We start from the raw sequence: 24,621 nt of genomic DNA, 5'->3' as shown, positions 1-24,621 counted from the left end.
CACTCCCCTTTTTAAATTCTATTCCTATTATATAGGATGGCATGATAAAGTAGAAGAAAAAGGAAGAAGAGGGATGAAATGCGCTTAGAATATCGACTTAATGATGAAACGAAAGGGTATCCTGCTTTATGGAACTACGCCAATATTTCTAATTCTGAAATCATCGCACGCATGACTTGTGAATATTTTATTAAAGAGAAAAATACTTATGTTGTTACTGCAACTTCGGTTGATCCAGACGGAACAGCAGTTATTTATATTCAAAAAGAAGTTTTCGCCAATGACCCTTCAGACCCTACATACTCCCACATCGGTTTTGAAATTAGAGAACTAAGTGAAACGAGTTCAAGCTTAGTAGATAGTCAAGATGTATGGAACTACGAAGAAATTTTACCATCTCTTCATTCAGATATTATATATATTCAGCGAGACGGCATGTCTATGGAATTCTCCTTGGATTCAAGAGAGATTGATGAAGACAGAAAGTGCTACATTTATTACGGAAACTTCACAGGTGAATCAAGATAATATTGATATATCTATGCAACAAAAAAACCTTACGTATAAAACGTAAGGTTTTTATATAGCCCCACATATGCCGTTCTCTCTAGATGTCCATAAACCTGCTCTCACAGGTGGATGCTCTCACAAATGTTTGTAACTTCCTTCTTAAAAAGATGGCATGTTAGCTACATTTAAATATTGAACTTCCATATTAAACTTATTGGTTTAAGACATGCATAAGCTACGTACACCGTAGGAATTTTATATAAGGTTAGTTGAAATAAGACCCCCGCACGTGCCGCTCCTCGTAAATGTCCAAAAACCCGCTACTCGCAGGTGGATGCCCTCACAGTTACCGTACATCTTCCTCCACAAGGAAGGCTTGATGATGGTCGCTAAATATTGAGCTTCCGTATAACTAACATCGGTTTTAGACATAAATAAGTTACGTACACCGCAGGATGTATTATTTACTTGTCGTTATATTATCACATTGTTTCCAATGTGTAAAATACAAAGTTTTTCGAGCAATCTCTTGCTTGTGACCTTATTTTAATACAAATTATTTTTGCATGCAAGTGATTAATCTTCTTCTTTTGCAATTTGATTTTCTGGATAAGAAATCCAATCACTCCAGCTACCCGCATACAATTTAACATTTTGGAATCCAGCCAATTTTAACGCAATGATATTTGGACATGCCGTAACACCAGAACCACAATATACAATGGTTTCCTTATCTTTCGACAGATTTTGGAATCGTCCTTGTTGCTCAGCTTCATTCTTAAATTGTCCTGATTGCAACATTCCATCCTTCCAAAAATAGTTTGCTGCTGTCGGAATATGTCCTGCTTTATGATCGACAAGTTCCTCTACACCAGCATAACGTTTTGGCTCTCTTGAATCAATTAACGTAACATCTGCACCTGCCTGGATATTCTCTCTTACTGTTTCCATCGATACAAGCATATGATCTTGTATGTTTGTTTTGAATGTTTTTCGTATAACAACAGGAATTTCCGTTGTTGTCGGTAGTCCATTCTCTTTCCAAACCGGGAAACCACCATCTAATATATATACTTTCTCATGTCCTACATAGTTACATAACCACCATAAACGAGCAGCATTTGCACCAGCTTGACTGTCATACGCAATTACTGTCGTATGTTCATCAATACCAACCTCCGAAAGCTTGTCCGCAAACTCTTCAATGCTTGGCAACGGGTGGCGGCCACCATGCTCTACTATAGGACTTGATAAATCTAAATTCAAATCAAAATATAAAGCATGAGGAATATGTTCTTCTTCATACTTTTCTCTACCCCAATTAGGATTCGCTAAATCAAAACGACAATCGATTACACGGACGTTCTCATCTTCTATATGCTCACGTAACCATTCGACTGTAACTATCATCTTTAACGACCTTCTTTCTCTTGTAAACGACTTACATACTCCATAACCATTTCTTCTGTAACATATTTACGCTGCAAGGTAACACCATTTTTTGCAAGATCATTAATTTGCTTTGTTACAACATTAATGACATCAACCGAAAATTCTTTCCCATTTGACGCAAGAGATACGGCTGCTTCAATAGCTGCTTCACGCTGCGCATCTAATTGTAAACATGCTTTTACACTTTCATTTTGTTTACGAGAATGTGCTGTAATTGCTTTATGTACTTCCATCTTCTCTTCCCCCTAAATAAGTTATACGTTCTAATTCAATTCCATTGCAAGCCGAATCATATCACGGCATACAATGCCATTTTCAATAATCTCTTCTTCATAATGCTTTGAAAAGTAATCAAAATCAATAGAAAAAATACGAAATCCACATTTTTGATATAAAGCAAGTTGTGAAACACTAGAATTACCTGTACCAATTTCCAGTTTTGACATACCATATCCTTTAGCAGTTTCTACAGCATGACTTACTAGCTTCTTTCCAATCCCTTTTCCTTGCACATGCTCTGCAACCGCAATATTCATGATTTCCATCGTCTTTGGCCTTGTTTCTAAAAGAACATATACACCGATAACGCTACCCTCTTGCTTTGCTACGTATGTTAATCCTCTTTGTACATATGTAGCTATTTGCCGTTCACTTGGATCAGCAAGTAGCAATAAAGGCTTCGGTATAGCTTCTTCTTTCGAAATATACTCTATTACTACACCCATAAAAATTCCCCTTTCTCTATTGTTCTAAACCCTCCTTGTCTACCATAAGTAATAGAAAGGAGGGGTTCATCATGGACAACAATGAGAAAAAATGCAACGTCATCTCTATTGATGGAAAGAAGAAGAAAAGCGACACGTATTCCTACCCAAAATTAGTAGTAGAAAACAAAACATATGAATTTTCTTCATTCGTCTTATGCGGTGAAACACCAGATGGCAGACGACTCGTTCTTACTCATATGATTTCTACCGATGAATTTGCTGGATTTGTCAAATCTTTAGATACTGTACTGCAAAAGAAAATTGAACGAATCTTTTTCTCATAACGACTATATAACATAAATTTCTTTTTCAATCTCTACTAACTGCTTTTGCAATTGTTCTTTACTTTGTTCATATAGAGATACATCGATCGTTTCAGCCAATGCAAACAATATACTTTCATAATAGTTCATCACATCTTGTTGCATCACTTTTTGGAATAAGTTCCACTTCATATCCCATTCTTGCTTATAATGATGAACAAATAAATCTTTTTCATCGGCTACATAGTTTGATACGAGCGGTTCTAATACAGATTTAGCGTCTTCTTGCATAAAAGCTTTGTCATTCTTTTCAAAAAAGCTTTTCTCATTTTTAAAATGTGCCAGTGCTTTTTTGAAATCTTTTATTTCAACTGAAGGGAACGGTTCTTTATGTGTAATATCTTTATATTCATACTCCACTGTTCCATTCATAGAAATTGATTGATTTTCTACTTTACAGTTCACTACAATTTCGTCCTTTGCACGCTTCATCGCTTCGTCTATCCATTTTTCAAGACGTAATGATGTCGCACGCATTTCTTGTAATAAATCATGCTGAATAAATGCTACTAATTCCATAACACACTGTTGCAATTGTGTTTTCACATTTCCATCCGTTCGAAGTGACGCCGGATTAATAAATTCAGTAAACACATCGTTATAGCGTAGGAATAGACGCTGTTGCACGTAATAAAGCAACTCTTTCACTTCATTTTGCATCGCCTGTTCTTCAGCAAGTACACTATATGATGAAATGATATGAAGTAGTTGACCACGCTCTGCTTCATATTTTTTCGTTTGCTTCTCTTTCTCTTCATTCCCCTGCTTTGCACCATTTATCATGTTTACTAAAAGCTGATCTGCCCCTTGCAACGCACCATATAGAGCATGCACAGAAACAAGCATTAAATCTCTCATCATAAAGGACGTAAATGATTCCTCAAACTTAGTAATTCCAGAGTTTTGTAAAATACCATACTTCTCTTTTTCAACATTCTTTCCTTGTTTCTCTTCAAGCGCACATAAACTTGAAATTGCAAATAAACGCGGATTTCTAATACCGTATTGCAGTAGCTGATCTGCGATATAACCTTTTACCATTTCAAGTTCTTCTTCAGACTCTGCTAAATCCGCCGCATTAATTAAGAAGAACATTTTATCAAGGGCAAAGGTATCCTTTACACGACCAAGCTGAATTAAAAATTCACGATCAGCACGAGAGAATACATGGTTATAATATGTTACAAATAAAATAGCATCTGCGTTTTTAATATACTGGAATGCAACATCCGTATGGCGAGCATTAATAGAATCCGCTCCAGGTGTGTCTACAAGCGCTACTCCCTGCCTTGTTAAAGCACAATCATAATAAAGCTCCATATACTCAACGAAGCATGATTTTTCTTCGTTCGCTACATAATCAGAGAACTCTTCTAATGTAACTTGTACTTGTTCTCCTAAATAAGTAGAAACTGCATCATACCCTTTTTGTACCGCTCGTAAAAAGCTAAATGTTGTTTTTTGCTTCCCAGTTGGTGAAGGATATTTCATAACTTTATCAATTTGTGCTAACGCCTCATCTAACGTAGTAATCTCATAATGAAACAGCTTATAAACAGCTTTCATATCTTCTAATAAAGCTTGCTTTGATTTGAATTGAACCATTACTGTTCCGTGTGGTTTTTCCTCTGTAACCGGCAAAATTTGATTAATCGTTGCCGTCGTCGGATTTGGTGATACAGGAAGTACCTTCTCACCTAGTAAGGCATTGGCAAATGATGATTTCCCAGCACTAAAAGCTCCGAATAACGCTACTGTAAATTGTTTCGTTTCCACACGACGCCTTTTTTCTATTACCTCTTGCTGTACATGTTTCAGCGCTGGCAATGGCTCTAATATCATTTCAGCTTTCTTCACTTTCTCTAATATACGCTGAATATTTAAAACTGCTGTTCCTTTTATCTCTTCTTCATGAGCCGCCCCGTTATCATTTACAATCTCCTGCTCTTGTAGTGTAAATTTCTCACTAACAATTTGTTTTTCACGTTGCAATATCTCCTCTATTTGCAATCCTTCTGGTGTAGCAACACGCTCGCGCCAAATATTTTGTAAATAACTTTCATATGTCTCTAAATTGTTACTGTATTGTAATTCCGTCTCTTTTGCCGTTTGCAACATCGTATATTTTTCAATCTCTTGTTCCATACGAGCAACTGCTTCCTTCACCTTTTGCTTTAAAACGACTGCACTTTTATCAAAAATTTGCTGAGCTTTTGTAAAATAACGTTTCTTCAGTTCATTCGCTACATCCGCTGTATAAAGAAGTAAGTAATCACCTGTGAAACCTGCACCTTGTTTAATGACTTCAGCTAACATTTCTGGTCCAAAAGCAATTTCTAAAGCATATATGTCTTTCCCAATTTCCTCCGTGAACAATCCTTCTTCTTTTAAGAAGGCCACAATAAATTCTTTCACATGAAAATCAAGTTGCGTTTCAACAGTCTTTTGAAGGGCAGAATAAAACGCCTCTACACGTCTTTGTTTTTCTTGCTCCGTCTTTCCTTTTGCAAATAGCAAACCAACTTTAAACTTTGTTAATTTCGTTTCTAAATATGCATTTGCCAATTCTCTCATTTCAAATGGCATTAAATACGCGTTATCTAATATAGCTTGTAAACCTTTTATAAATTCGTTTCTCACATGAGATTCTTTACTAGCCTCGCGATCTTTAATTTCCGTTAGCTCTTCTTTCTTTTCAACTATTTCTGAAATCGAAAGCGGTGATGCTAACTCTTCCTCATATGTCAAAAGAGCTTTTTCATTTTCAGAAAGAATAAACGAGAAATGTTCCCCCATTAAATATTCTGTTTCTCGCTCCATTCCATCTCTTACATACTGCTCTTTTTCTTTCATAATAGATGTAATTAATGTTTCTAAGCTTCCAATTTCATTTTGTGGATGGTTCATCATTCTTAATGACGTATAATAAACTCCATCTACTTCAATATCCCAGTTAGAGAACGATTGTTTTACACTATCTTTATAATCCTCAAACGATAATTCATTTTCTTTATGTTTATCTATTTGATTTACAACGAGATAAACCGTTTTATTACGTTGTTTCAATTCTTTAACAAATTGTAAATTCACTTCCGATTGGACGTGATTATAATCCATCATATAAAAAATTACGTCTGCTAGATGCAGCGTTGATTCTGTCGCTAATTGATGGGCATCATCTGTTGAATCAATCCCTGGTGTATCAACTAACATAACACCCTCAGGAATTGGCGCATCATTCCGATAAATATGAACACCAATTACCTCATCACCGTCTTTACAAATTTGTTTTAATTCTTCCGCTGAATATGCACCATCATATTCGTACTGTTCTCCAGATTTAATCGTTACAACAACACGATCAAATCCCTTTTCAATTTTAACGACGTTAGCGCTTGTCGGAATTGGACTTGTTGGTAACAACTGTGCTTTATATAGATGATTCATCATCGTTGATTTCCCTGCAGAGAAGTGACCGCAGAACGCTATCATAAGCTGTTCTTGTTTATATTTTTGAATCACCTCAAACAACTTTAAACTATTCTCTGCATCGCCGTGTTTTTGCCACTCTTCATAAAAACAAACAAGTTTTCTCATACCGTTTGTCTGTACTATGTTTGTCATCCCCTTGTTCCCCTTTATCCAAGATGTATATACTTTTCCCTGCTATTTGCGAGCTCATAACCAGTGAGAGTTACACCTACCCATTGATTACAGTTTCACTTTACTATCATACTAAATTTTCAGCATATTCTCATTAAAAATAAAAAATCCCTTTCATTCTTTTTACAAATGAAAGGGATTTTATGTCATATCACTCATTTTGCTGTTCCTACTCCATTTAAAACATACTTTGTAATAACTGCATATACAACGACTGTACCTGCTACTAATGCATATACCATACTTACGCACCAACCTTTTTTGATAATGATTATCACTTTTGAATACAGTTTATCATTAAAGAGAATCATTATCAACACTTTTCATAAAGAAAGCCCCTTATAGGAAGGAGCTTTACTGCCTGTTTTGAAGAAGGTTAAAACTTGTTGTGCACTCTTATTATATCTCATAATACGCATCTTAACAGTTTTAAAAATTGGAAATTACCTATATACCCTCTTCTTTACATTTTGTATAATAAAAGGGAATTACTTAACAAGGAGGAAAATAATGACACAAAACATTTCACAAGGCGAGAGGATACATTCCATCGATATTATTAGAGGAATAGCTGTATTAGGTATTTTTCTTGTTAACTGGCCAATTATTGCCGGGGTTGACTCACGTGATATTACAGGAATTTACGAAGGGATAGACAGCTATATTCGCCTATTTTACGATATGTTTATTCAAACGAAATTTTATACAATTTTTTCGTTTTTATTCGGATTAGGTTTTTATATTTTTATGAATCGTGCTGAGGCGAAGACCGATCGTCCAAAAACTTTGTTTGTTCGCCGCTTACTTATCTTATTATTATTTGGGTTCTTACATTACGTTCTTTTATGGGACGGTGACATTTTACATACTTATGCAATTACCGGGTTTTTCTTATTTTTATTTTACAAAAGAAAGACACGTACTATTTTAATATGGTCAATTGTACTATTAAGTTTCATGCAATTGTTCACATTATTAGGTTCTCTTGTCATGTTATTAGTGCCGGTAGATGAACTAGGCCTTTCCATAGCCATTATGCCGTTAGAAAACTGGGGCTTACAAATTACAGACAGATTCTATTCTTTCTATTCTGAAGCAATAAGTAACAGTCTTATTATGCTTCCTGAAACACTAGGATTGTTTTTACTCGGATTATATGCCGGTAAAAAAGACATTTTCCGCCGTGCTAAGGAATTAGATCCAAAACTTAAAAAATGGCAAATCATTATGTTCATTTTAACATTACCGATGTGGTTTATTATGGTTTACTTCTTTATGAACAATCAACCATACACACCATTTTCACTTATGGGTATTACGATGATAAGCGGAAAGACATTGTTCATCTTCTACATTGTCACGTTAATGCGTTTATTACAAAAAGAAAAATGGCAAACAGTATTACGTCCATTCCAATACGTTGGACGAATGGCGTTAACGAATTACATCTCACATACAATTGTTACATTACTTGTATTTGGGCTACTATTCAAAAATGATTATCTTGCTCCATTATGGGTTGGACCACTATTCTGCGTCGGTTTCTACACGTTACAAATCTTTATTAGCCGCTGGTGGCTTTCACATTACCAATACGGGCCACTTGAGTACATTTGGCGTCTTGGTACTTACGGGAAAATGATGCCACTTAAAAAGAAAAGCAAGGTCTCATAACGAGACCTTGCTTTTTTACGCTTCTCTTACTGCACTTTGCATAGACACCGGCTCTTCTTTTACTTTCACTTTGCGCTGCGGCACCATATTAAATACGATATTTAACAATACTGCTGATGCACTTCCAAGTACAATTCCGTTATCTGTTAAAATACGAATGCTTTCTGGAAGTTGTGAGAATAATGTAGGAACGACTGTTACGCCAAGCCCAATTCCAACAGAACATGCAACGATTAATAAGTTTTCTTGTCTTCCAAAGTCAACGCTACTTAACATTTTAATACCATATGCCATAACCATACCAAACATTGCGAGCATAGCACCGCCAAGTACTGACTTCGGAATAATTGTTGTGATAGCTGCAATTTTCGGAATAAACCCAAGAGCGATTAACATACCACCGCAAGTATAAATAATAACGCGATTTCTTACTCCAGTTAATTGAACAAGTCCTACGTTTTGAGAGTATGTTGTATATGGGAACGCGTTAAAAATACCACCTAACACCATCGCTAATCCTTCTGCACGATACCCTTTTGTTAATTCTTTTTCACCGATTTTTTTATTGCAAATATCAGATAATGCAAAGTATACACCTGTTGCTTCTACAATCCCTACACAAGCAACGAGAATCATTGTAATAATTGGTGTTAATTCAAATGTTGGTGTACCGAAGTAAAATGGCTGAATACCATGGAACCAATCCGCCTCTCCAACTGCTTGCAAGCTTACTTTCCCCATAAATGCTGCAACGATAGTACCGAACAACAAACCTAATAGAATAGAAATTGAACGGATAAACCCATCAAAGAAACGATACATAATGATGATAAATAATAACACTCCAAATGCTAACGCTAAGTTTTCAAGACTTCCGAAATCTTTGCTTCCTACTCCACCAGCCATATCATTAATAGCGGCTGGAACAAGTGTAACTCCAATTACTGTAACGACAGACCCTGTTACAACTGGTGGAAACAGTTTTACAAGCTTTCCAAATAATTTCGCAAAAATAACAACGAATAACCCGGCAGCAATAATTGCCCCATAGATAGAAGACACACCGTATTGTTTTCCAATTGCAATCATCGGCCCAACCGCTGTAAATGTACAACCAAGTACAACTGGGAGTCCAATACCGAAAAAGCGATTTGATAATGCTTGTAAAATTGTCGCAACGCCGCACATTAATAAATCAATTGAGACTAAGTATGTTAACTCTTTTTGATTTAAACCAAGTCCGCCGCCTACAATAAGCGGTACGATAATTGCGCCAGCATACATAGCAAGCATATGCTGCATACCAAGCGATGCAATTTTAAATGGATGCTGCTTCATTGCTTATTTCACCTCCGCAGTTTCATGCTGTACAAATGCAACTGTGCCGTTATCAAGTGATGCAATTTCTGCTAGTGATTCAACACGAACGCCTTGTTCACGAAGCTTCTTTCCTCCATCTTGAAATGCTTTTTCAATAACAATTCCAATTCCTGCAATACTCGCTCCAGCTTGCTCTACTAAACTCATTAAACCTAAAGCAGCCTGACCGTTTGCTAAAAAGTCATCGATGATTAATACACGATCATTTTCATCGATATGATTGCGAGATAATGAAATTTCATTCGTTTCTTGTTTCGTAAATGAGTATACGTTTGCAACGTACATATTATCTTGTAACGTTAACGATTTACGTTTTCTTGCAAAGATTACTTTTACACCAAGCTCTAATGCAGCCATAACTGCTGGTGCGATGCCTGAAGATTCAATCGTTACGATTTTTGTAATGTTCTCTTCTTTAAAACGTTTAGCAAATTCTTTTCCAATCTCTTGCATAAGTACTGGGTCAATTTGATGATTTAAAAATGCATCTACCTTTAATACGTCACCAGATAAAACCTTTCCTTCGTTCAAAATCTTTTCTTGTAATACTTTCATGTTTGTTCCCCCTCTTATGCAATAAAAAACTCCAAAAGCCGCCACCACTCGTTACAAGTGAGAGACGCGCTTTTGGAGTTTCGCAAAAAAGAATGCTAAACAAGCAATATATTCGTCCTCACTCATAGTCAAAGTATTTACGGTACTTCGGTAGAAACTTGCAGGCCATATCCCCGCGATTATATGAGTGTAGCTAACTATTTATTTTATAGATGGATTATAACGCACTTTTTATACTTTGAAAAGTATTTATTAACAAAACACGTACAAATTTTATAAAAACATCATTTTCGTTCGAGTTTTGTAAACTCTTACATATTATTTCAAAGCGTCGTTAAAACAATTGGCCCATCTTTTGTAATTGCAATTGTATGCTCATATTGCGCTGATAATTTCCCGTCCATCGTTCTTGCAGCCCATCCATTTAAATCTACTTTCGAATATCGCATACCTACATTTACAATTGGCTCAATTGTAATTACCATTCCTTCTTGCAACTCAGGCCCTTGTCCTTGTTTCCCAAAATGAAAAATTGCTGGTTCTTCATGGATCTCTTTACCTATTCCATGTCCCGTAAAGTCTCTTGCGACAGAAAAACCTTCATTTGCTACGTAACTCTCAATTGCATACCCAATGTCTCCTACATGATTACCGATTACCGCCTGATCAATCCCTTTATACAATGCATTCTCAGCTACTACCATTAACCTTTCCGCTTCCTCAGAAACATTTCCAACTCTATACGTCCAAGCAGAATCTGAAAGACCACCATTTAAGTTTACTACCATGTCAATTGTTACAATATCTCCTTCATTTAAAGGAACATCGGCCGGAAACCCATGACACATTTCATCGTTTACAGATGCACATATCGCATATGGATACCCATTGTAACCTTTCTGTTCAGATGTGGCACCATGCTGTTTTAAATACATTTCAACAAACGTATCAATCTCTTGTGTCTTTATACCTGGCTTTATCATTTTCGCAATTTCTTTATGACATGAAGCAAGTAATTTTCCAGATTCATGCATCAAATCTATTTCATTTTTCGTTTTAATTGTAATCATACTACCTCTACCTTTCCTTGCTAAACCTACTATTTACTACTAAAATTCTATCATACACATCTTCTTCCACAATTTCCAATTACAAAAGCAAATATCCTTTATCTCTATTTTCCGAATATAAATTTTTAGTTAATTCGATTTTTAAGATATTATATCTAGTATTTTTTATTGATATTTACTTATAAACAAAGTATAGTGTTACCATACTATTAAAAGGAGGATTATTAAAGATGATGCACGCAGGAAGACTACGTCAGCAAACTTTGAACAATAAGTAACTTAATATGTTCAAAGGCTCTGTTTTCATAAAGCAGAGTAAACGGGACTAGTCTGCACATTTTTAATAATCTTCAACGGAAGAGTACACTTTCCACATGAAGAAAGGCAGATATACGTCTGTCTTTTTTTCGTATATTTTTTCATACAAAGAGAGGCGTTTATTCATTATATCCTCGTTTACTCTTAACCACAGACAGAAGCTCGTCTGTGGTTTTTTTATGATTACATTTCCTTATATCTCGCTACTTTAATCATATTGATGTAGTTAGAAACAATTAGTAACAGAAAACATTAAAATTAGAATAAACATTTGGAGGAAATGGGAATGAATACACTTAAAGTTAAACAATTAGCAAATAAGGAAGGACTAAATATATTAGAAGATTCAATAGTAATTAATGAATCTGGCGTTGACTTTCAAGTAGCACACGTTAAAGAACAAAACGGAGATAAATGGATACTAAGAATTCCTCGTAGACCAGAATCTATGAGACATGTCCAACGAGAAAAAAAAGCATTAGAACTTATGAAAAAACATGTAGAATTCCAAGTTCCTGATTGGTCTATATTCTCTGAGGAACTAATCGCTTATAAACAACTAAGTGGCGTTCCTGCCGCTACTATCGATATAGAACGACAAGAATATATATGGAACTTTAATGAAAAGAATGCACCAACTGAATACAATATTTCATTAGGAAAAGTTCTAGCGAATTTACACTCATTACCTCAGCAAAAATTTAATAATATAGGTGTTGAAATTCTTACTGCTAATGAATTAAGAACTTCTATGAAACAAAGGATGAATCGAGTGAAGGAACAATACCACATCAATCAAAACTTATGGGATCGTTGGCAAGCATGGCTAGCTGAAGACTCTTTTTGGCCATCTCATGTAGGAGTAAAGCACGGGGATATACATCCAGGTCATATCCTGATTGATAAGAAAAATAATGTAACTGGCTTAATCGATTGGACAGAAGTAGGGATAGCTGATGTATCTATCGATTTCGCTTCCCATTATCTGCTCTTTGGGAAAGATGGACTAACAAAGTTAATTAATTCTTATGACAATTCTGGCGGTAAAACTTGGTCAAGAATGGATGAACATATTATCGAACTTCTAACAACAAGTAGTATCACTGTTGCTGAATACGCTCAAGTATCAGGTTTGAAAGACATGCATGAAATAGCTGTACACATGCTATCAACTGAAAGTTAATGAAGTTGCAAAAAACAGAAGAACCCTCTTCTGTTTTTTGTTATTTTCCACATATATAATTCATTTTCAAAAACTCAAAACAACTACCGTTTGTTTTTTGTATAAACGTCCCAACTGCTTCAAACCCTGCCCTTTTATATACTTTAATAGCTCTCTCATTAAATTTCACTACTGATAGTGTTATATAATTGCACCCATATTTTTCTTCACTAAAAGCTAGTCCCGCATTCACGAACTGTAAACCAAATCCATTGCCAGTTATATCAGGTCTCATTCCAAGTCCTATATCAACCGTTCCATTATTCATTTTACAAACAGTAAAAAAACCAATGAGAGTGCCATTTTCCTTTACAGAAAATGTATGATTCCCTCTACTCTCATCATGTAAAAACTCATCTAAATCTTCTTCATCTGCCGCTATATCATAAAAAGAATATTTCCCTTCATAGTGCCAGTTATATGCAATCTCTTCCGCTTCTTCTTGCGTCATTACTGTATATGTATAAAGCATTCTTTTATCCCCCTTAAAAAAAGAGCTGCAATTAAGCAGCTCTTTTTTATAACTCATAAATTTCTTTATACTTCGCTTCTAAATAATCTGCTAAGTAGTTTGCATTTAATCCTTCGCCTGTCACATCTTCTAAAATTTCAAGTGGCTTTTTCGTTTTACCGTATTGGTGAATATTTTCTGTTAACCATTCACGAATTGGTGTTACGTTTCCTTCTTCTAATAATGCGTCAAAGTTCGGAATGTCTTTTAACATTCTTTGCTTAAACTGTGCTGCATACATGTAACCAAGCGCATAAGATGGGAAGTATCCAAATGAACCACCAGCCCAGTGAACATCTTGCAATACACCTTGTGCATTATTTTCCGGACGAATGCCTAAATATGCTTCCATCTTATCATTCCAAGCTGCTGGTAAGTCCTTCACTTGTAATGTACCATCAAATAATTCTTTCTCAAGCTCATAACGAACCATAACATGAAGCGGGTATGTAAGCTCATCTGCTTCTATACGAATGAATGACGGTTTCGATTCGTTAATTGCATCATAAAACTCATCAACTGACATATCATCAAATTGACCATTGCTATACTCTTTTAATAAATCATAATTCTTCTTCCAGAATGATTTATTACGGCCGATAAAGTTCTCAAAGAATAATGATTGTGATTCGTGAATACCCATAGATGTACCACTGCAAAGTGGTGTACCTTCAAATTGTTCTGCAATATTTTGTTCATATACTGCATGACCACATTCATGAATTGTTCCAAAAACAGCCATACGAAAATCTTTTTCATCATAGCGTGTCGTAATACGAACATCCCCTCTATTTAATGTAATTTCGAAAGGATGTACTGTTTCATCAAGACGACCTGCTTCAAAGTCATAATTCAATTGCTTCAATAATTCTAATGTAAAGTTCTTTTGTTTTTCTTTTGAAAATCGTTCCGATAAAGCACTTGTTTTTAATCCTTTTTTAGACTCAGAGATTTCTTTTACAAGCGGTACGATGCGCTCACGAAGTTGACCAAATACGTGATCTAAAACTTCCACTGTAATACCTGGCTCATACATATCTAATAATGTATTGTATTTATATGTTTCATAACCCCAATATGTAATAAATTTCTTTTTAAATTCCACAATTTTTTCTAAGTATGGGCGGAACATTTCGAAATCAGATTTTTCGCGAGCTTCTTCCCACACACTCTCCGCTTTCGCTTCTAATTTCACATAAGCCTCATATTCAACTTGTGGAATTTTTTTATTTCTATCATATTCTTTCCGGCACTCTTCAACCATTTTCTTCGTCGTTTCAGAAAGTTTATCTTCGCGTATTAAAGCTTCAAGCTCTGTTAAATAGTTTCCCATCTCATCTGAAGTCGACATAGCAAACACTTCTGACGAAAGCATACCAATTACTTCAGAACGCTGATCCACACCTTTTTTTGGTGCACCTGTTCTTAAATCCCAAAACATTAAACTTAATGCTTCTCCATAATTCTGTATCTTCTTCACGTATGTTAAAAATTGTTTTTCTACTTCATATGTAGCAACTGTCATCGTATAAAAGCCTCCTTTTTCTACCTCAAACTTAATTCGACACGGAAACATAAATTCCTTTTATAATAGAAAAAAGCTTGGCAAGCGCCAAGCTTTTTCCTTATAATTCTTTACCTTCTACTGGCAGTACATTTTTCACAGCTGCAACTACTTTCTCATCTTCTGAATCAGATAAGAAGATTGATATAGCACCTTTATCGTCGCTCGTACGAATTAAACGTCCGATCCCTTGACGAAGTCGTAAAATCATATACGGTACATCTACATCCCAGAATGGATCATTTACGTGCTTACGTTTCGCTTCAAACACAGGATCGTTTGGAGGGAATGGTAATGACCAAATGATAACATGTGATAATGATGAACCTGGAATATCTAAACCTTCCCATAAATGAACGGCACAAAGTACAGTCTCTTCTTCATTTTGGAAACGAGAAACGAGCTGACTAATTTCCTGATCTCCTTCATATAGGAACGGAACTGACATTTGTTCTTTACTTACATATTCTTTAAACGCTGCAAGTTCTTGTGTTGTACGGAATAATACAAGCGTACGTCCATTTGTTTTTTGTATATTTTCAAGTGTATATTGACACTTTCTTTCCCATTCATTTTCTTTCGTATGCGATAGTAAGTTTACCGCCATTTGCTCCTCATAATCAAACGGTGAGGCAACTGAGAATGATAAGTAATCTTTTACCCCTAGACTATTTGCTGTAAATGCGAATGAATCGTTGTTCGATAATGTCGCAGAAGAGAAAATATACGGGATTTTCTTCGAGAATACTTTCTCTTGTAACACCTCTTCAACTGCACGCGGCATAATAACTAACGTGAAGGCACCATCACCTTCTTCACCCCATGTAATTACATTTTTCTCGTGCATAAACAGACGAAGTGAATGTTCTAACACATCTAAATGCTCATCAACGATATTTAAGTCATACGTGTTTACTGTATGCATTTCACTTTCAAATACTAATGCATCACCGACTTCACCAATTTTTGCATAAAGTCGCTTCGCTTCAGCTGTTACTTTTTCTGTCACAGTAATTTCTAAACGATCAGAACCGGCAATTTCCTTTTTATTCTCTTGTAACACATCAAAGAATCGCTCTGTTTGCCAAATTGTTTCTTCTACTAAATGCGCAAACTCCTCGCGAATATCGTTTTGTAGCAATCTCGTTAAAAGTTGCTCCATCATCGTTTGCTTTAAACGGTATGTTAAAGCTTTTTGAGCTGCATATTCTACAAGATGTCCTTCATCGAATACAACGCAGCTACTTTCTGGTAATAACGGAATTTGCCCTTCACGCTTACGAGCATCGTACGTCCAAATATGATCCATATAGAAATCTTGAGAACAAATAATTAAATCTGCTGCTTTACGATAATGTTCACGAGAAAGAGTTTGTCCACAACGATGACGAGAATCACAAGTAAAGCAATCTTGGAAGTAATCCCAATTTACTTTTGACCATTCTTCGTCATTTAAAAGTGGAAATTCTTTTCTGTCACCATAGTGAGTAAAGTTTTGCATCGTACCATGATCGAATACAAACTGTGGTAACTCGTAATATACGTCTTCAATTACTTCTGGAGCTCGTCCACTCATAACATCTTCAAGTTTACGTAAGCATAAATAATTATCCATTGATTTTGCAAGCCTTACATCAACAGATAGCCCTAATGCTTCAGATAACTTAGCAATGTCCCCTTCTTCTTTCACAAGCTGCTCAATTAACGTTTCATCTGCACAAGCAATAATAGCTGGTTTCCCAGTATAACGCGCGTAACAAATTGCATATAGAAGATATACAATTGTTTTCCCTGTTCCTACACCAGCTTCTGCGAACATAACTTTCTTTTCTTGGAAAGCGCGTTCTAACTGAAACGCCATAAAAATTTGTTCATCACGCTCTTCAAAGCCTTTTTCCGGAAGGATGTCGTAAAACACATCTCCAATCCACTCATTCAACTTATCATAAAAATTATCTTGTTTTCCTACTTCAAATGGTAATCTCTTCTCAGTAAACATCCTTAGCCTCCAACCAAAAAGTTTTTCTATAAAAAGATAATAGCAACTGCTACGCATATGTATGCATTTGCTTTCCCCTGTTGCCATACATAGAAATTCACGAAAAAAAATTTTCCTTTCGAAAAAGGAAAATTTTCTTCTATATTAATGACTTTAAATACCGTTTATCAATCGCTGTTTCATGTGAAAGAGCTGACAAATATTCTTCTTGTGCTTTTTGTATTTCATCTACAATCGCACCTTGACTATCCACTTCTTTTCCGAGCTCATCATACGTACGGTGAATAGCTTTTTGAATCATTGATAATTGGAAACTATCCATATCACTTCCTCCTTTACGCATTACATAATAGCCAGTATATGCGCGCTGGAGGAGTTTTATACTATGAATTACGCGGTGGACGTTTTCCGAAGTATTGGTAGTAATCTGTACGGATAAATCCGTTAAACAGTTTACGCTTCTTCGACGCATCTTTTCCGTAACACCTCTCAAATGCTTCGTAGCTTGTTAATACATACGCTGACCATGTATCTAACGGACGGAATACTTGTCCCATTTCTTTATACAGTTGTTCAACGAGTGCTTTTTCACTTAAACGTTCTCCGTATGGAGGATTCGTTACAACGTAGCCATAATCCTCTTTTGTTGTGAAATCTTTTACCTGCATTTGTTTAAATGTAATTAAATCACCTAAACCTACTTCTTCTGCGTTATCTTGAGCAACTCGAATCATACGATGATCAATATCTGATCCTATGATTTGTAATCGTTGATCATAGTTCGCTAAATCTTCAGCTTCTTGACGCGCTTCACGCCAGTTTTGTTTACCTACCCAGCCCCACTCATCTGATGCGAAACCACGGTTAAATCCTGGCGCAATGTTTTGCCCAATTAATGCCGCTTCAATCGGAATTGTACCTGATCCACAGAATGGATCAACAAATGGACGATCTGGCTTCCAGTTTGTTAATTTAATTAAAGACGCAGCTAATGTTTCTTTTAACGGAGCTTCCCCTTGATCCATACGGTATCCACGTTTATGAAGTCCAACACCACTCGCATCAATTGTTAATGTTGCAATATCCTTGAGCATTGCAATCTCGATACGGAATAACGGACCATCTTCTTCAAACCAAGTTGTACGTTTATATGTTGTTTTTAATTTTTCAACGACAGCCTTTTTAACAATACGTTGGCAATCCGAAACACTGAATAATTCAGATTTTAAAGATTTACCGATAACAGGGAACTCGCCATTCTCTGGAATATAATCTCCCCAGTTTAATGCTTTCGTTTTTTCAAATAGCTCATCAAATGTTGTTGCTTTAAATTCGCCAACTTTAATTTTTACACGATCCGCAGTACGTAACCATAAATTCGTGCGACAAATCGCCTTTTCATCTGCTTCAAATGTTACTTTGCTGTTTTCTACTTGACATTCATAACCAAGATCGCGAACTTCTCGGGCAACTAACGCTTCAATACCCATTGCCGCTGTTGCAATTAAAGTAACTTTTCCCATTTGCATTCACCTCTTATGTATATTCAAACAATAATTAATAGCAATTGTTCCTATTAATCATTACATTTTACGAAAAATTTTCTCATTAACCATTTTAACTCATACTTTATAACTTCATACAAATAAAAAGCCCTCCTCTAACAAAGGAGAGCTGAGTTATTTCATAGTTGGTTCATAACGTTCTGTAAGCCATGTTCTGTTCCTTTGTACTACAAACGGCCCACGCCTCGTACTCCGGTGGCAATCATCTATCTACAGGTTATAAAACCTGTCCTTTCCCGTCGTTCATTTCCTTGGAAAAGATTCCCCTACCATTATTTGGGTTTCTCGCTCGTGGGGTTTACCTCGTTCCACTCCTATCATTTCTTCAAGGACTTCGTCACTGTGGCACTTTAAAGGTAGTCAAACCATATCCGAAAGGACTTAGGTTTTTTCCCTGCCGTTAAACCAGCCTTACAGCCAGAATACCCTAGCTTATGAATTGGCTAGGCACGAACACTACAGCCATCTCAGGCCGTGCGAGCATGGACTTTCCTCTACAACGTTGGCGTTGCAGCGATTACCCAAACGTTATGACATCCATTAGTATAGTGGAAACAAAAAGATTTTGCAACGTTTTTTTCTATGTAAAATGCTTAAACCTTTTCCCACCTTACATCATTCGTATAACTTACTTCCAAATACAGCTTTTTCTAAGTTAGATAAGCGTTTTAAAATATCCGTATTCGTGTTGTTATAAACCGGTTGTGCAACTGGTGTTTGTACAGGTTGTTGTGGAACTTGCGTTACTGCTAGTTTTTGTTCCTCTAATTCACGCTTTAAACGAGCATTTTGTTGCTTTAATTGCTCAAACTCTTTGTGGAAAGCTTCATAGTCTTTAATGATCATATCAAGAAACTTATCTACTTCTTCTTGCTGATAACCTCTCATACCTGTTTTAAATTCTTTTTCTAAAATATCTTTCGCTGTTAATTTAATTTTATCCGAAATCATTTTCTTCACCTCAAATTTTTACCAAAACTTTCATTAACTAAATTTTTTCAGAAACAATGCTTTTTGTCAATCATATATACGAGTACTATATTACATATTACTCTGCATTATTCCACTGTTCCTCTTCTATTATATCTTGTAACTCAGAAAAAAGAATGAAATAACTGTGATAATTTTCTATTTCCCCTTTTTTCTTTGCTGTTTCTACAATATATTTGGGACTTCCTGGTTTTTCTTCATCGTATACCGCTAAAAGTGCATCACTTTTTTCAATAAAAAATTGATTTTTTAATTTAAATTGCTCTGGGCTTTCATACTTCCGTTTCGTGATACTATCAACATGGTCTGCTTGAGAAAGAATAAATTCGTAATATTCACGATTATCTTCTTTCCAATTTTCTTCTTGTTCTAAAAACGGAGTGAATACCGCTAATTTTAAATCTGGATATTCTACTTGAATTTCAAAAACAACTTCAGCAGCCCATAATTCTACACCTAACTGGCCGCTTATTATAACCCATTCTAAACCATCTTCTACAAAAGTGGTTAATTTACGGTGTAATGCCTTTTTTATACACCCCACCCCTGGATGATCATTTTTAAATATTCCAAGTTCAAATGGCTTATATCCTGTTACTGCAATAACTTTCATATCAACACTCCAATTACAAAAAAAGAACTAGCATTTCGCTAGTTCTAACATATCATTTACTTTTTAAATATTCCACCAACGTTTGGTCCGATATTTGGACCTACTGGTGATACATTGTTTGGTAAAAACGGTGATACATTTGGTCCTGGTCCAAACGGTGATACATTCGGTCCTGGCCCAAATGGAGATATTTGATGACCGTGGTGATGATGACCATGGCCACACGGTCCACATCCACCGCCGAATCCTGGGTCGATTGGGTCCACAACATTTACATTTGAATTTGTTTGTGGGAAGAAGTTTTGGTTTTTAATTTGTTGATGATGTACATGTGTTGTATGTGTTGGGAAAATGTGTGGCACCACCGTTGTTGAAAAAGAGTGTGTTACGCATTGTTTCGTCGGATGAACGACAGGAGCAGTTGTACAAATAGGTCCTACAGGCTTATGCCCTCCAAAACAAGGATGACAATGATGCATAGTTTTTTCTCTCCTCTCTCGTTAAAAAAATCTGATTACACTTTACAGTATGAGAAAAGAGAGAAAGCCGTTTGTTATATATACCCATTTATTACAAGGAAATTTGTCTAGTCCTTTATTTCATATACCATACTTTCATAGACAACTCTTCAACATTACTTACCAAAAAAGCCTCCAACTTGCTTTACAATACCTGTCACCTGATTCATCGCATTCATCATTTGTCCAGCTGTATTCATCATTTTATTTACATCATAGTTACCATCGGATGTTTTAAATTGAGAAACAAAACTAGAAAACTGACTTGGCTGTTGTTGCTTTTGTTTACTCTGCGTCGGGTACGGCTGTTTTGGTGGATAAAACATCGCTTGTTGATTAGCATAGGGCGATGGTGGTGGCATATAATATTGCGAATTCATATAAGGCTGCTGCTGTTGTTGATTCATGTATGGTTGCTGAGCTTGTGATTGTTGAGCTTGATTCACATAAGGTTGCTGCTGTTGTGATTGTTGAGCCTGATTCACATAAGGTTGCTGCTGTTGTGCTTGTTGAGCCTGATTCACATAAGGTTGCTGCTGTTGTGCTTGAGCTTGATTCATAAACGACACTTCAAACGGTTGATAATAATTTTGATTTCCATAATAAGGCTCGAAAGGATACATATTATACCGTAAATATGTATCCGTATTATATTGGTACATATTTTGCTGTGCATATGGATTTGTTTGCTGATATACGTTAGATTGTTGAAACATGCATTCTCTCCTCCTTCACATAAGTTTCTACATATATAATATGTACCTATAAAATAATATGTGTGATGGAGTATCTGTCTATTTTTGTCGGAAGTTTAAATTTTTAAAAAATTAAAAAAGAAAACCCTTCCATGCTATGATAATTAAGAAGAAGATTCTCATGGGGGAGGAATCAACATGGTATTAGGGGATTTAAAACAAGCGTTTTCTCAAAAAAAGGGGTATTGCACAGAGAATGCAAATGAATTATTAGACTTTGCGAGACATTGGTATCTCGAAGGAAAAATATGCATTTCAGATTATCGAACATTAATAAAAGAATTAGAAATAAACGGCGCAACAAAACCTACAACAATGACAGAAGCATAAAAATAACAAGAGGGTTCTCCCTCTTGTTATTTACATTGCTCAACTATATTTTGCAAAGTATACGAAATGGCTTGGTGTGTTTCAAAGAATCGTTTACCTTTACCTTTATTTACAAAACATTGTAACACATTCGTTTGTAAATTATCGTATACTTGATCAATTTGCTGTACATGTATATACTTTGGCTTTTCTTCTTTAATCCACGTATAAGCTAATTCTTTCCACTTCTTTAATTCCTCATCTACCATGTCTACAAATGGTTTCATATCCTTATAAAAGTCGTATTCGATTAGTTCTCTTTTTTTTATATTCGCTTCATTATTATACTGCATGAGTTTTTCTGAAGACTGTATTAATGCTTCATTCTTCATCTCTTTCCCACCTTATTATGCACTCACTACGACGTTTTGAAATGTCTTTACCCAATTCCCTTTTTCTTCGTGATGCACTAATTTATTTTCCATATGTTCAATATGCATTTCTGTTATTTCTATCTTATTACATATTTTTTCACTCGCATCCTTTAATGCATGATTCATTCTAATCCCTATATTCATTTCCAGCAAATCGAGAGAACTTAACATTTGATCCATTTTTTTCATTACATCTTCCTTCTGAACCATCGCCATATACAAAACGCCTCCTTCTTTGCTTTTCCTTTGTCATGTAATTTCGCCGAACGATTCACCACTCCTGCCCACATGACAAAACTAGTTGTTATTCGTCAAAGAAATCATTTCGTATGTCATTTATAGAAATGGTAACAATACAAAAAGGAGGTGTAGTACAATGGCAAAGAACAAAAATGAAAAAAAGAAAAACCAAAACAAACAACAAAATAAACCCGAGACTGGCAATCCAAAGCTAGATGGTCCAAACTTCCCTGCTACATAAAGCGAGACTTTATTACGTACGGTTAAATTTCAAGTCACCCTTAATCTCCTACTAGCATTACGTTTTGAGATTAAAGTCGTAGCAAGCATAGCAGGATTATTTCAAATTAAGAAGTCCCGTCTTCAAAATGGAAGACGGGACTTCTTTTTCATTATATCATGAACTCATCCATCCTTTTAACGAAACGATTTACGATAGATATCCTATAGATTTGTTCCCTCTTTCTCCTATACCATTCTGTTATATTAACTTCCTCTTTAGGTTCTTCAAGTACAAATAGCACATTCATTTTCATATTTGCACAAAACCAATCTCTCATTTCTATTTCTTCATGTAAAACAACAGGATAACTATCTCTAAGTGCTGGCGTACACGATTTTCTAGTTTCCTTTGAGTAAAATTCATAATCTTCTCTAGACCCAGTATGTGTAGTTTGCACTGCAAACTTATAAAACGAACCATTATAAATTGGATGAAACAATAACCATGCTAATTTTTTTCCCAGTTCTATACGCTGTTGTAACGTTTCAAATTGATAAACCGAAAATCCATACATCCTCCCTTCAATTGTTGGGAAGATAACTGCACTAATATGAAATCTTTCTTGTACTTTAAAAAGTGCAGTATGGAATACATGTTTTTTAAAATATGTGCTCTCAATGACTGGTTTTTGAATTTTATTTTGTTCATTTATAATAAGGGCTGTTATAAGCCTATTCATATCTCTTTTCTCCCAGAAAAGTAACCATTCTTTTTCCATAAAAATTGATACGCTGAAATATTGCAACAAATGAAAGAGAGGTGTACGTCTCTTCTTACTTTCCTCATACAATAATAGCTGAGGAAAGGCATCTAAGAAAATAATCCAATTAGCTTGTTCGTACAGAAGAAATAAATGTTTTTTTACCGTTTTAGGTAAAACAGTAGCATAATATCTCCCTTCTAAATCGGTCATATTCCATCCCGCATTTCTCGAAACCATACTCGCTAAAAAGGCCCACCTGATTTCACTATTTCTTAAATAATATTCTTGATAAGATTGTGTCCGAGAAATATTGTCCACATTAGCTATTTCTGTTTTCTTTGTAATATTGCGAATGATTGCTTTTTCTTCCTCTGTACAAAACTTTTTTTCTCGATTTTGTTTAATTTTCATATAATCATTCCATGTCAACATAAATAAGTCATCATACCTTTCATCAAAAAGGTCACATCTTTTTTCATTTTTTGATATAATCACCTTTGTAAGTAATTCTTAGTAAGTTGGGAGTGGACACACTATGACCATTCGTTACCCAAATGGAAAAAGGTATAATCAAGCTTCACAACCTCAAAAAACACCTATAAAAACACATACTTATAGCAACAGAGGTATGTCCCTTGAAGAGGAATTGAATGAAACAAATCAATATTACTTAACCCATAATATTGCATGTGTACATAAAAAACCTACACCTCTTCAAATTGTAAAAGTAGATTACCCCGCTCGAAGTGCTGCAGTGGTAAAAGAAGCGTATTTTAAACAACCTTCTACAACAGATTACAACGGTGTATACAAAGGGAAATACATCGATTTTGAAGCAAAGGAAACAAAAAATAAAACTAGTTTCCCACTTCAAAACTTCCACCTTCATCAAATAGAACATATGAAGCAAGTGGTTGCTCATAATGGAATTGCATTTGTCATTATTAAATTTACACTTTTTGATGAATTTTATTTATTAGATGCAAAACATATTATTGCATTTTGGAATCGTCAAAATACTGGTGGACGCAAGTCGATTACGAAAGAAGAAATAGAAGAGCATGGATCCTTATTATCATGCGGTTATCACCCTCGGATTGACTATATCCGTGTACTAGACACGGTTTATTTTTCGTGATAGAGTCATCACTAAGGCTCTTTTTTCGACTTTTGGGGAGAGAATGAAAGGTAGGAGAAAGTATA

Annotated in this window: 27 protein-coding genes, 3 other RNA genes and 1 riboswitch; of the genes, 7 read left to right on the top strand and 23 right to left on the bottom strand. The window is 35.4% G+C overall.

The features are described 5' to 3' along the window. The first annotated feature begins 78 nt into the window (after positions 1-78). On the top strand, positions 79-528 hold the full coding sequence (locus BCG9842_RS07600) for a hypothetical protein (RefSeq protein ID WP_001235522.1): 450 nt from the start codon (positions 79-81) through the stop codon (positions 526-528). A gap of 54 nt (positions 529-582) precedes the next feature. On the opposite strand, the gene ssrS (BCG9842_RS29455) is transcribed toward BCG9842_RS07600, so the two are convergent. The 5 genes from ssrS (BCG9842_RS29455) to BCG9842_RS07585 all read right to left on the bottom strand — a co-directional run bounded on the left by ssrS (BCG9842_RS29455) (position 583) and on the right by BCG9842_RS07585 (position 2,687). Beyond that, a non-coding RNA gene (gene ssrS / locus BCG9842_RS29455) (6S RNA) lies at positions 583-766 on the bottom strand. Between the two features lie 21 nt (positions 767-787). Continuing rightward, positions 788-970, bottom strand: a non-coding RNA gene (ssrS, locus tag BCG9842_RS29450) — 6S RNA. A 116-nt stretch (positions 971-1,086) separates the two neighbouring features. Then, positions 1,087-1,920, bottom strand: a complete 834-nt coding sequence (locus tag BCG9842_RS07595) for a sulfurtransferase (protein WP_000637581.1) — start codon at positions 1,918-1,920, stop codon at positions 1,087-1,089. A 2-nt stretch (positions 1,921-1,922) separates the two neighbouring features. Further along, the gene (locus BCG9842_RS07590; protein ID WP_000451820.1) at positions 1,923-2,195 is read right to left on the bottom strand and encodes a YpbS family protein; all 273 of its coding nucleotides are present in this window, start codon (positions 2,193-2,195) and stop codon (positions 1,923-1,925) included. A 30-nt stretch (positions 2,196-2,225) separates the two neighbouring features. Continuing rightward, positions 2,226-2,687, bottom strand: coding sequence for a GNAT family N-acetyltransferase (locus tag BCG9842_RS07585; protein WP_000539327.1), 462 nt, complete (start codon positions 2,685-2,687; stop codon positions 2,226-2,228). A gap of 71 nt (positions 2,688-2,758) precedes the next feature. Here BCG9842_RS07585 and BCG9842_RS07580 point away from each other — a divergent pair, with 71 nt between their 5' ends. Next, the gene (locus BCG9842_RS07580) at positions 2,759-3,013 is read left to right on the top strand and encodes a DUF3931 domain-containing protein (protein WP_000369740.1); all 255 of its coding nucleotides are present in this window, start codon (positions 2,759-2,761) and stop codon (positions 3,011-3,013) included. A gap of 3 nt (positions 3,014-3,016) precedes the next feature. Here BCG9842_RS07580 and BCG9842_RS07575 read toward each other — a convergent pair whose 3' ends face one another. Beyond that, positions 3,017-6,676 carry a dynamin family protein gene (locus BCG9842_RS07575; protein WP_000182181.1) on the bottom strand — a complete coding sequence of 1,220 codons (3,660 nt, stop codon included), beginning with the start codon at positions 6,674-6,676 and terminating at the stop codon, positions 3,017-3,019. Positions 6,677-6,870: 194 nt separating this feature from the next. Further along, on the bottom strand, positions 6,871-7,026 hold the full coding sequence (locus BCG9842_RS31270) for a hypothetical protein (RefSeq protein ID WP_000600126.1): 156 nt from the start codon (positions 7,024-7,026) through the stop codon (positions 6,871-6,873). Positions 7,027-7,225: 199 nt separating this feature from the next. On the opposite strand from BCG9842_RS31270, the gene BCG9842_RS07570 reads away from it, so the two are divergent. Next, positions 7,226-8,389, top strand: a complete 1,164-nt coding sequence (locus tag BCG9842_RS07570; protein ID WP_000193087.1) for a DUF418 domain-containing protein — start codon at positions 7,226-7,228, stop codon at positions 8,387-8,389. 15 nt (positions 8,390-8,404) lie between these two features. Here the strand turns inward: BCG9842_RS07570 and pbuX are convergent, their stop codons facing one another. From pbuX to BCG9842_RS07555, 3 genes are all read right to left on the bottom strand, one after another. Continuing rightward, positions 8,405-9,727 carry a xanthine permease PbuX gene (pbuX, locus tag BCG9842_RS07565; protein ID WP_000809215.1) on the bottom strand — a complete coding sequence of 441 codons (1,323 nt, stop codon included), beginning with the start codon at positions 9,725-9,727 and terminating at the stop codon, positions 8,405-8,407. Positions 9,728-9,730: 3 nt separating this feature from the next. Then, positions 9,731-10,324, bottom strand: a complete 594-nt coding sequence (locus BCG9842_RS07560; RefSeq protein ID WP_000866481.1) for a xanthine phosphoribosyltransferase — start codon at positions 10,322-10,324, stop codon at positions 9,731-9,733. Positions 10,325-10,429: 105 nt separating this feature from the next. Beyond that, positions 10,430-10,531: riboswitch (purine riboswitch) on the bottom strand. 116 nt (positions 10,532-10,647) lie between these two features. Further along, positions 10,648-11,394, bottom strand: a complete 747-nt coding sequence (locus BCG9842_RS07555) for a type I methionyl aminopeptidase (protein ID WP_000628412.1) — start codon at positions 11,392-11,394, stop codon at positions 10,648-10,650. Positions 11,395-11,998: 604 nt separating this feature from the next. Between BCG9842_RS07555 and mphL the strand changes: the two genes are divergently transcribed. Next, the gene (gene mphL, locus BCG9842_RS07550; protein ID WP_001094261.1) at positions 11,999-12,895 is read left to right on the top strand and encodes a macrolide 2'-phosphotransferase MphL; all 897 of its coding nucleotides are present in this window, start codon (positions 11,999-12,001) and stop codon (positions 12,893-12,895) included. A gap of 40 nt (positions 12,896-12,935) precedes the next feature. Here mphL and BCG9842_RS07545 read toward each other — a convergent pair whose 3' ends face one another. The 10 genes from BCG9842_RS07545 to BCG9842_RS07505 all read right to left on the bottom strand — a co-directional run bounded on the left by BCG9842_RS07545 (position 12,936) and on the right by BCG9842_RS07505 (position 21,410). Beyond that, positions 12,936-13,406 (bottom strand): GNAT family N-acetyltransferase, encoded by a 471-nt coding sequence (locus tag BCG9842_RS07545; RefSeq protein WP_000967501.1) that lies wholly within the window; start codon positions 13,404-13,406, stop codon positions 12,936-12,938. A gap of 46 nt (positions 13,407-13,452) precedes the next feature. Beyond that, on the bottom strand, positions 13,453-14,970 hold the full coding sequence (gene ypwA / locus BCG9842_RS07540) for a carboxypeptidase (RefSeq protein WP_000215085.1): 1,518 nt from the start codon (positions 14,968-14,970) through the stop codon (positions 13,453-13,455). Between the two features lie 100 nt (positions 14,971-15,070). Next, positions 15,071-17,008 carry an ATP-dependent DNA helicase gene (locus BCG9842_RS07535; protein WP_000493696.1) on the bottom strand — a complete coding sequence of 646 codons (1,938 nt, stop codon included), beginning with the start codon at positions 17,006-17,008 and terminating at the stop codon, positions 15,071-15,073. Positions 17,009-17,147: 139 nt separating this feature from the next. Continuing rightward, positions 17,148-17,330 (bottom strand): DUF3921 domain-containing protein, encoded by a 183-nt coding sequence (locus BCG9842_RS07530; protein WP_000376895.1) that lies wholly within the window; start codon positions 17,328-17,330, stop codon positions 17,148-17,150. 61 nt (positions 17,331-17,391) lie between these two features. Continuing rightward, positions 17,392-18,531, bottom strand: a complete 1,140-nt coding sequence (locus BCG9842_RS07525) for a THUMP domain-containing class I SAM-dependent RNA methyltransferase (RefSeq protein WP_000521226.1) — start codon at positions 18,529-18,531, stop codon at positions 17,392-17,394. Positions 18,532-18,711: 180 nt separating this feature from the next. Beyond that, positions 18,712-19,102, bottom strand: an RNA gene (rnpB, locus tag BCG9842_RS29440) — RNase P RNA component class B. Positions 19,103-19,188: 86 nt separating this feature from the next. After that, entirely contained in the window at positions 19,189-19,524 is a 336-nt protein-coding gene (gene gpsB, locus BCG9842_RS07520; RefSeq protein WP_000622431.1) for a cell division regulator GpsB, read from the bottom strand. A 97-nt stretch (positions 19,525-19,621) separates the two neighbouring features. Further along, complete coding sequence (locus tag BCG9842_RS07515) at positions 19,622-20,176, bottom strand: DUF1273 domain-containing protein (RefSeq protein ID WP_000862927.1); 555 nt, start codon at positions 20,174-20,176, stop codon at positions 19,622-19,624. 56 nt (positions 20,177-20,232) lie between these two features. Continuing rightward, complete coding sequence (locus tag BCG9842_RS07510) at positions 20,233-20,655, bottom strand: CotD family spore coat protein (RefSeq protein WP_000546292.1); 423 nt, start codon at positions 20,653-20,655, stop codon at positions 20,233-20,235. Positions 20,656-20,810: 155 nt separating this feature from the next. Further along, positions 20,811-21,410 (bottom strand): YppG family protein, encoded by a 600-nt coding sequence (locus tag BCG9842_RS07505; protein ID WP_000487714.1) that lies wholly within the window; start codon positions 21,408-21,410, stop codon positions 20,811-20,813. Positions 21,411-21,587: 177 nt separating this feature from the next. Here BCG9842_RS07505 and BCG9842_RS07500 point away from each other — a divergent pair, with 177 nt between their 5' ends. Continuing rightward, positions 21,588-21,779, top strand: coding sequence for a YppF family protein (locus tag BCG9842_RS07500; RefSeq protein WP_000242652.1), 192 nt, complete (start codon positions 21,588-21,590; stop codon positions 21,777-21,779). Positions 21,780-21,805: 26 nt separating this feature from the next. Here the strand turns inward: BCG9842_RS07500 and BCG9842_RS07495 are convergent, their stop codons facing one another. Both BCG9842_RS07495 and BCG9842_RS07490 read right to left on the bottom strand, forming a co-directional pair. Continuing rightward, positions 21,806-22,150 (bottom strand): YppE family protein, encoded by a 345-nt coding sequence (locus tag BCG9842_RS07495; protein ID WP_000786936.1) that lies wholly within the window; start codon positions 22,148-22,150, stop codon positions 21,806-21,808. A 15-nt stretch (positions 22,151-22,165) separates the two neighbouring features. Then, complete coding sequence (locus BCG9842_RS07490; protein ID WP_001252036.1) at positions 22,166-22,408, bottom strand: hypothetical protein; 243 nt, start codon at positions 22,406-22,408, stop codon at positions 22,166-22,168. An 85-nt stretch (positions 22,409-22,493) separates the two neighbouring features. Here BCG9842_RS07490 and BCG9842_RS31895 point away from each other — a divergent pair, with 85 nt between their 5' ends. Beyond that, positions 22,494-22,673: a hypothetical protein gene (locus BCG9842_RS31895; RefSeq protein ID WP_003277508.1), complete on the top strand. Its 180-nt coding sequence runs from the start codon at positions 22,494-22,496 to the stop codon at positions 22,671-22,673. Positions 22,674-22,824: 151 nt separating this feature from the next. On the opposite strand, the gene BCG9842_RS07485 is transcribed toward BCG9842_RS31895, so the two are convergent. Next, the gene (locus BCG9842_RS07485; RefSeq protein WP_003277507.1) at positions 22,825-23,850 is read right to left on the bottom strand and encodes a DUF2515 domain-containing protein; all 1,026 of its coding nucleotides are present in this window, start codon (positions 23,848-23,850) and stop codon (positions 22,825-22,827) included. A 103-nt stretch (positions 23,851-23,953) separates the two neighbouring features. Between BCG9842_RS07485 and recU the strand changes: the two genes are divergently transcribed. After that, on the top strand, positions 23,954-24,556 hold the full coding sequence (gene recU, locus BCG9842_RS07480) for a Holliday junction resolvase RecU (protein ID WP_000155599.1): 603 nt from the start codon (positions 23,954-23,956) through the stop codon (positions 24,554-24,556). The last annotated feature ends 65 nt before the right edge of the window (positions 24,557-24,621 follow it).

Source organism: Bacillus cereus G9842, from assembly GCF_000021305.1.
Classification (GTDB): domain Bacteria; phylum Bacillota; class Bacilli; order Bacillales; family Bacillaceae_G; genus Bacillus_A; species Bacillus_A thuringiensis_S.
Note: the sequence above shows the minus strand (reverse complement) of the source record. Positions and strands in the feature narration are given on the sequence as shown.

Coding starts and splice junctions, on each gene's coding strand:
- pbuX (WP_000809215.1), bottom strand. CDS start 9,727: ATGAAGCAGCATCCATTTAAAATTGCATCGCTTGGTATGCAGCATATG.
- BCG9842_RS07510 (WP_000546292.1), bottom strand. CDS start 20,655: ATGCATCATTGTCATCCTTGTTTTGGAGGGCATAAGCCTGTAGGACCT.
- BCG9842_RS31270 (WP_000600126.1), bottom strand. CDS start 7,026: ATGATTCTCTTTAATGATAAACTGTATTCAAAAGTGATAATCATTATC.
- BCG9842_RS07570 (WP_000193087.1), top strand. CDS start 7,226: ATGACACAAAACATTTCACAAGGCGAGAGGATACATTCCATCGATATT.
- BCG9842_RS07525 (WP_000521226.1), bottom strand. CDS start 18,531: ATGGGAAAAGTTACTTTAATTGCAACAGCGGCAATGGGTATTGAAGCG.
- BCG9842_RS07600 (WP_001235522.1), top strand. CDS start 79: ATGCGCTTAGAATATCGACTTAATGATGAAACGAAAGGGTATCCTGCT.
- BCG9842_RS07500 (WP_000242652.1), top strand. CDS start 21,588: ATGGTATTAGGGGATTTAAAACAAGCGTTTTCTCAAAAAAAGGGGTAT.
- BCG9842_RS07580 (WP_000369740.1), top strand. CDS start 2,759: ATGGACAACAATGAGAAAAAATGCAACGTCATCTCTATTGATGGAAAG.
- BCG9842_RS07495 (WP_000786936.1), bottom strand. CDS start 22,150: ATGAAGAATGAAGCATTAATACAGTCTTCAGAAAAACTCATGCAGTAT.
- BCG9842_RS07505 (WP_000487714.1), bottom strand. CDS start 21,410: ATGTTTCAACAATCTAACGTATATCAGCAAACAAATCCATATGCACAG.
- BCG9842_RS07555 (WP_000628412.1), bottom strand. CDS start 11,394: ATGATTACAATTAAAACGAAAAATGAAATAGATTTGATGCATGAATCT.
- BCG9842_RS07585 (WP_000539327.1), bottom strand. CDS start 2,687: ATGGGTGTAGTAATAGAGTATATTTCGAAAGAAGAAGCTATACCGAAG.
- BCG9842_RS07485 (WP_003277507.1), bottom strand. CDS start 23,850: ATGTTGACATGGAATGATTATATGAAAATTAAACAAAATCGAGAAAAA.
- BCG9842_RS07515 (WP_000862927.1), bottom strand. CDS start 20,176: ATGAAAGTTATTGCAGTAACAGGATATAAGCCATTTGAACTTGGAATA.
- BCG9842_RS07530 (WP_000376895.1), bottom strand. CDS start 17,330: ATGGATAGTTTCCAATTATCAATGATTCAAAAAGCTATTCACCGTACG.
- BCG9842_RS07560 (WP_000866481.1), bottom strand. CDS start 10,324: ATGAAAGTATTACAAGAAAAGATTTTGAACGAAGGAAAGGTTTTATCT.
- BCG9842_RS07490 (WP_001252036.1), bottom strand. CDS start 22,408: ATGGCGATGGTTCAGAAGGAAGATGTAATGAAAAAAATGGATCAAATG.
- BCG9842_RS07595 (WP_000637581.1), bottom strand. CDS start 1,920: ATGATAGTTACAGTCGAATGGTTACGTGAGCATATAGAAGATGAGAAC.
- ypwA (WP_000215085.1), bottom strand. CDS start 14,970: ATGACAGTTGCTACATATGAAGTAGAAAAACAATTTTTAACATACGTG.
- BCG9842_RS07575 (WP_000182181.1), bottom strand. CDS start 6,676: ATGACAAACATAGTACAGACAAACGGTATGAGAAAACTTGTTTGTTTT.
- BCG9842_RS07590 (WP_000451820.1), bottom strand. CDS start 2,195: ATGGAAGTACATAAAGCAATTACAGCACATTCTCGTAAACAAAATGAA.
- BCG9842_RS07545 (WP_000967501.1), bottom strand. CDS start 13,406: ATGCTTTATACATATACAGTAATGACGCAAGAAGAAGCGGAAGAGATT.
- mphL (WP_001094261.1), top strand. CDS start 11,999: ATGAATACACTTAAAGTTAAACAATTAGCAAATAAGGAAGGACTAAAT.
- BCG9842_RS07535 (WP_000493696.1), bottom strand. CDS start 17,008: ATGTTTACTGAGAAGAGATTACCATTTGAAGTAGGAAAACAAGATAAT.
- gpsB (WP_000622431.1), bottom strand. CDS start 19,524: ATGATTTCGGATAAAATTAAATTAACAGCGAAAGATATTTTAGAAAAA.
- recU (WP_000155599.1), top strand. CDS start 23,954: ATGACCATTCGTTACCCAAATGGAAAAAGGTATAATCAAGCTTCACAA.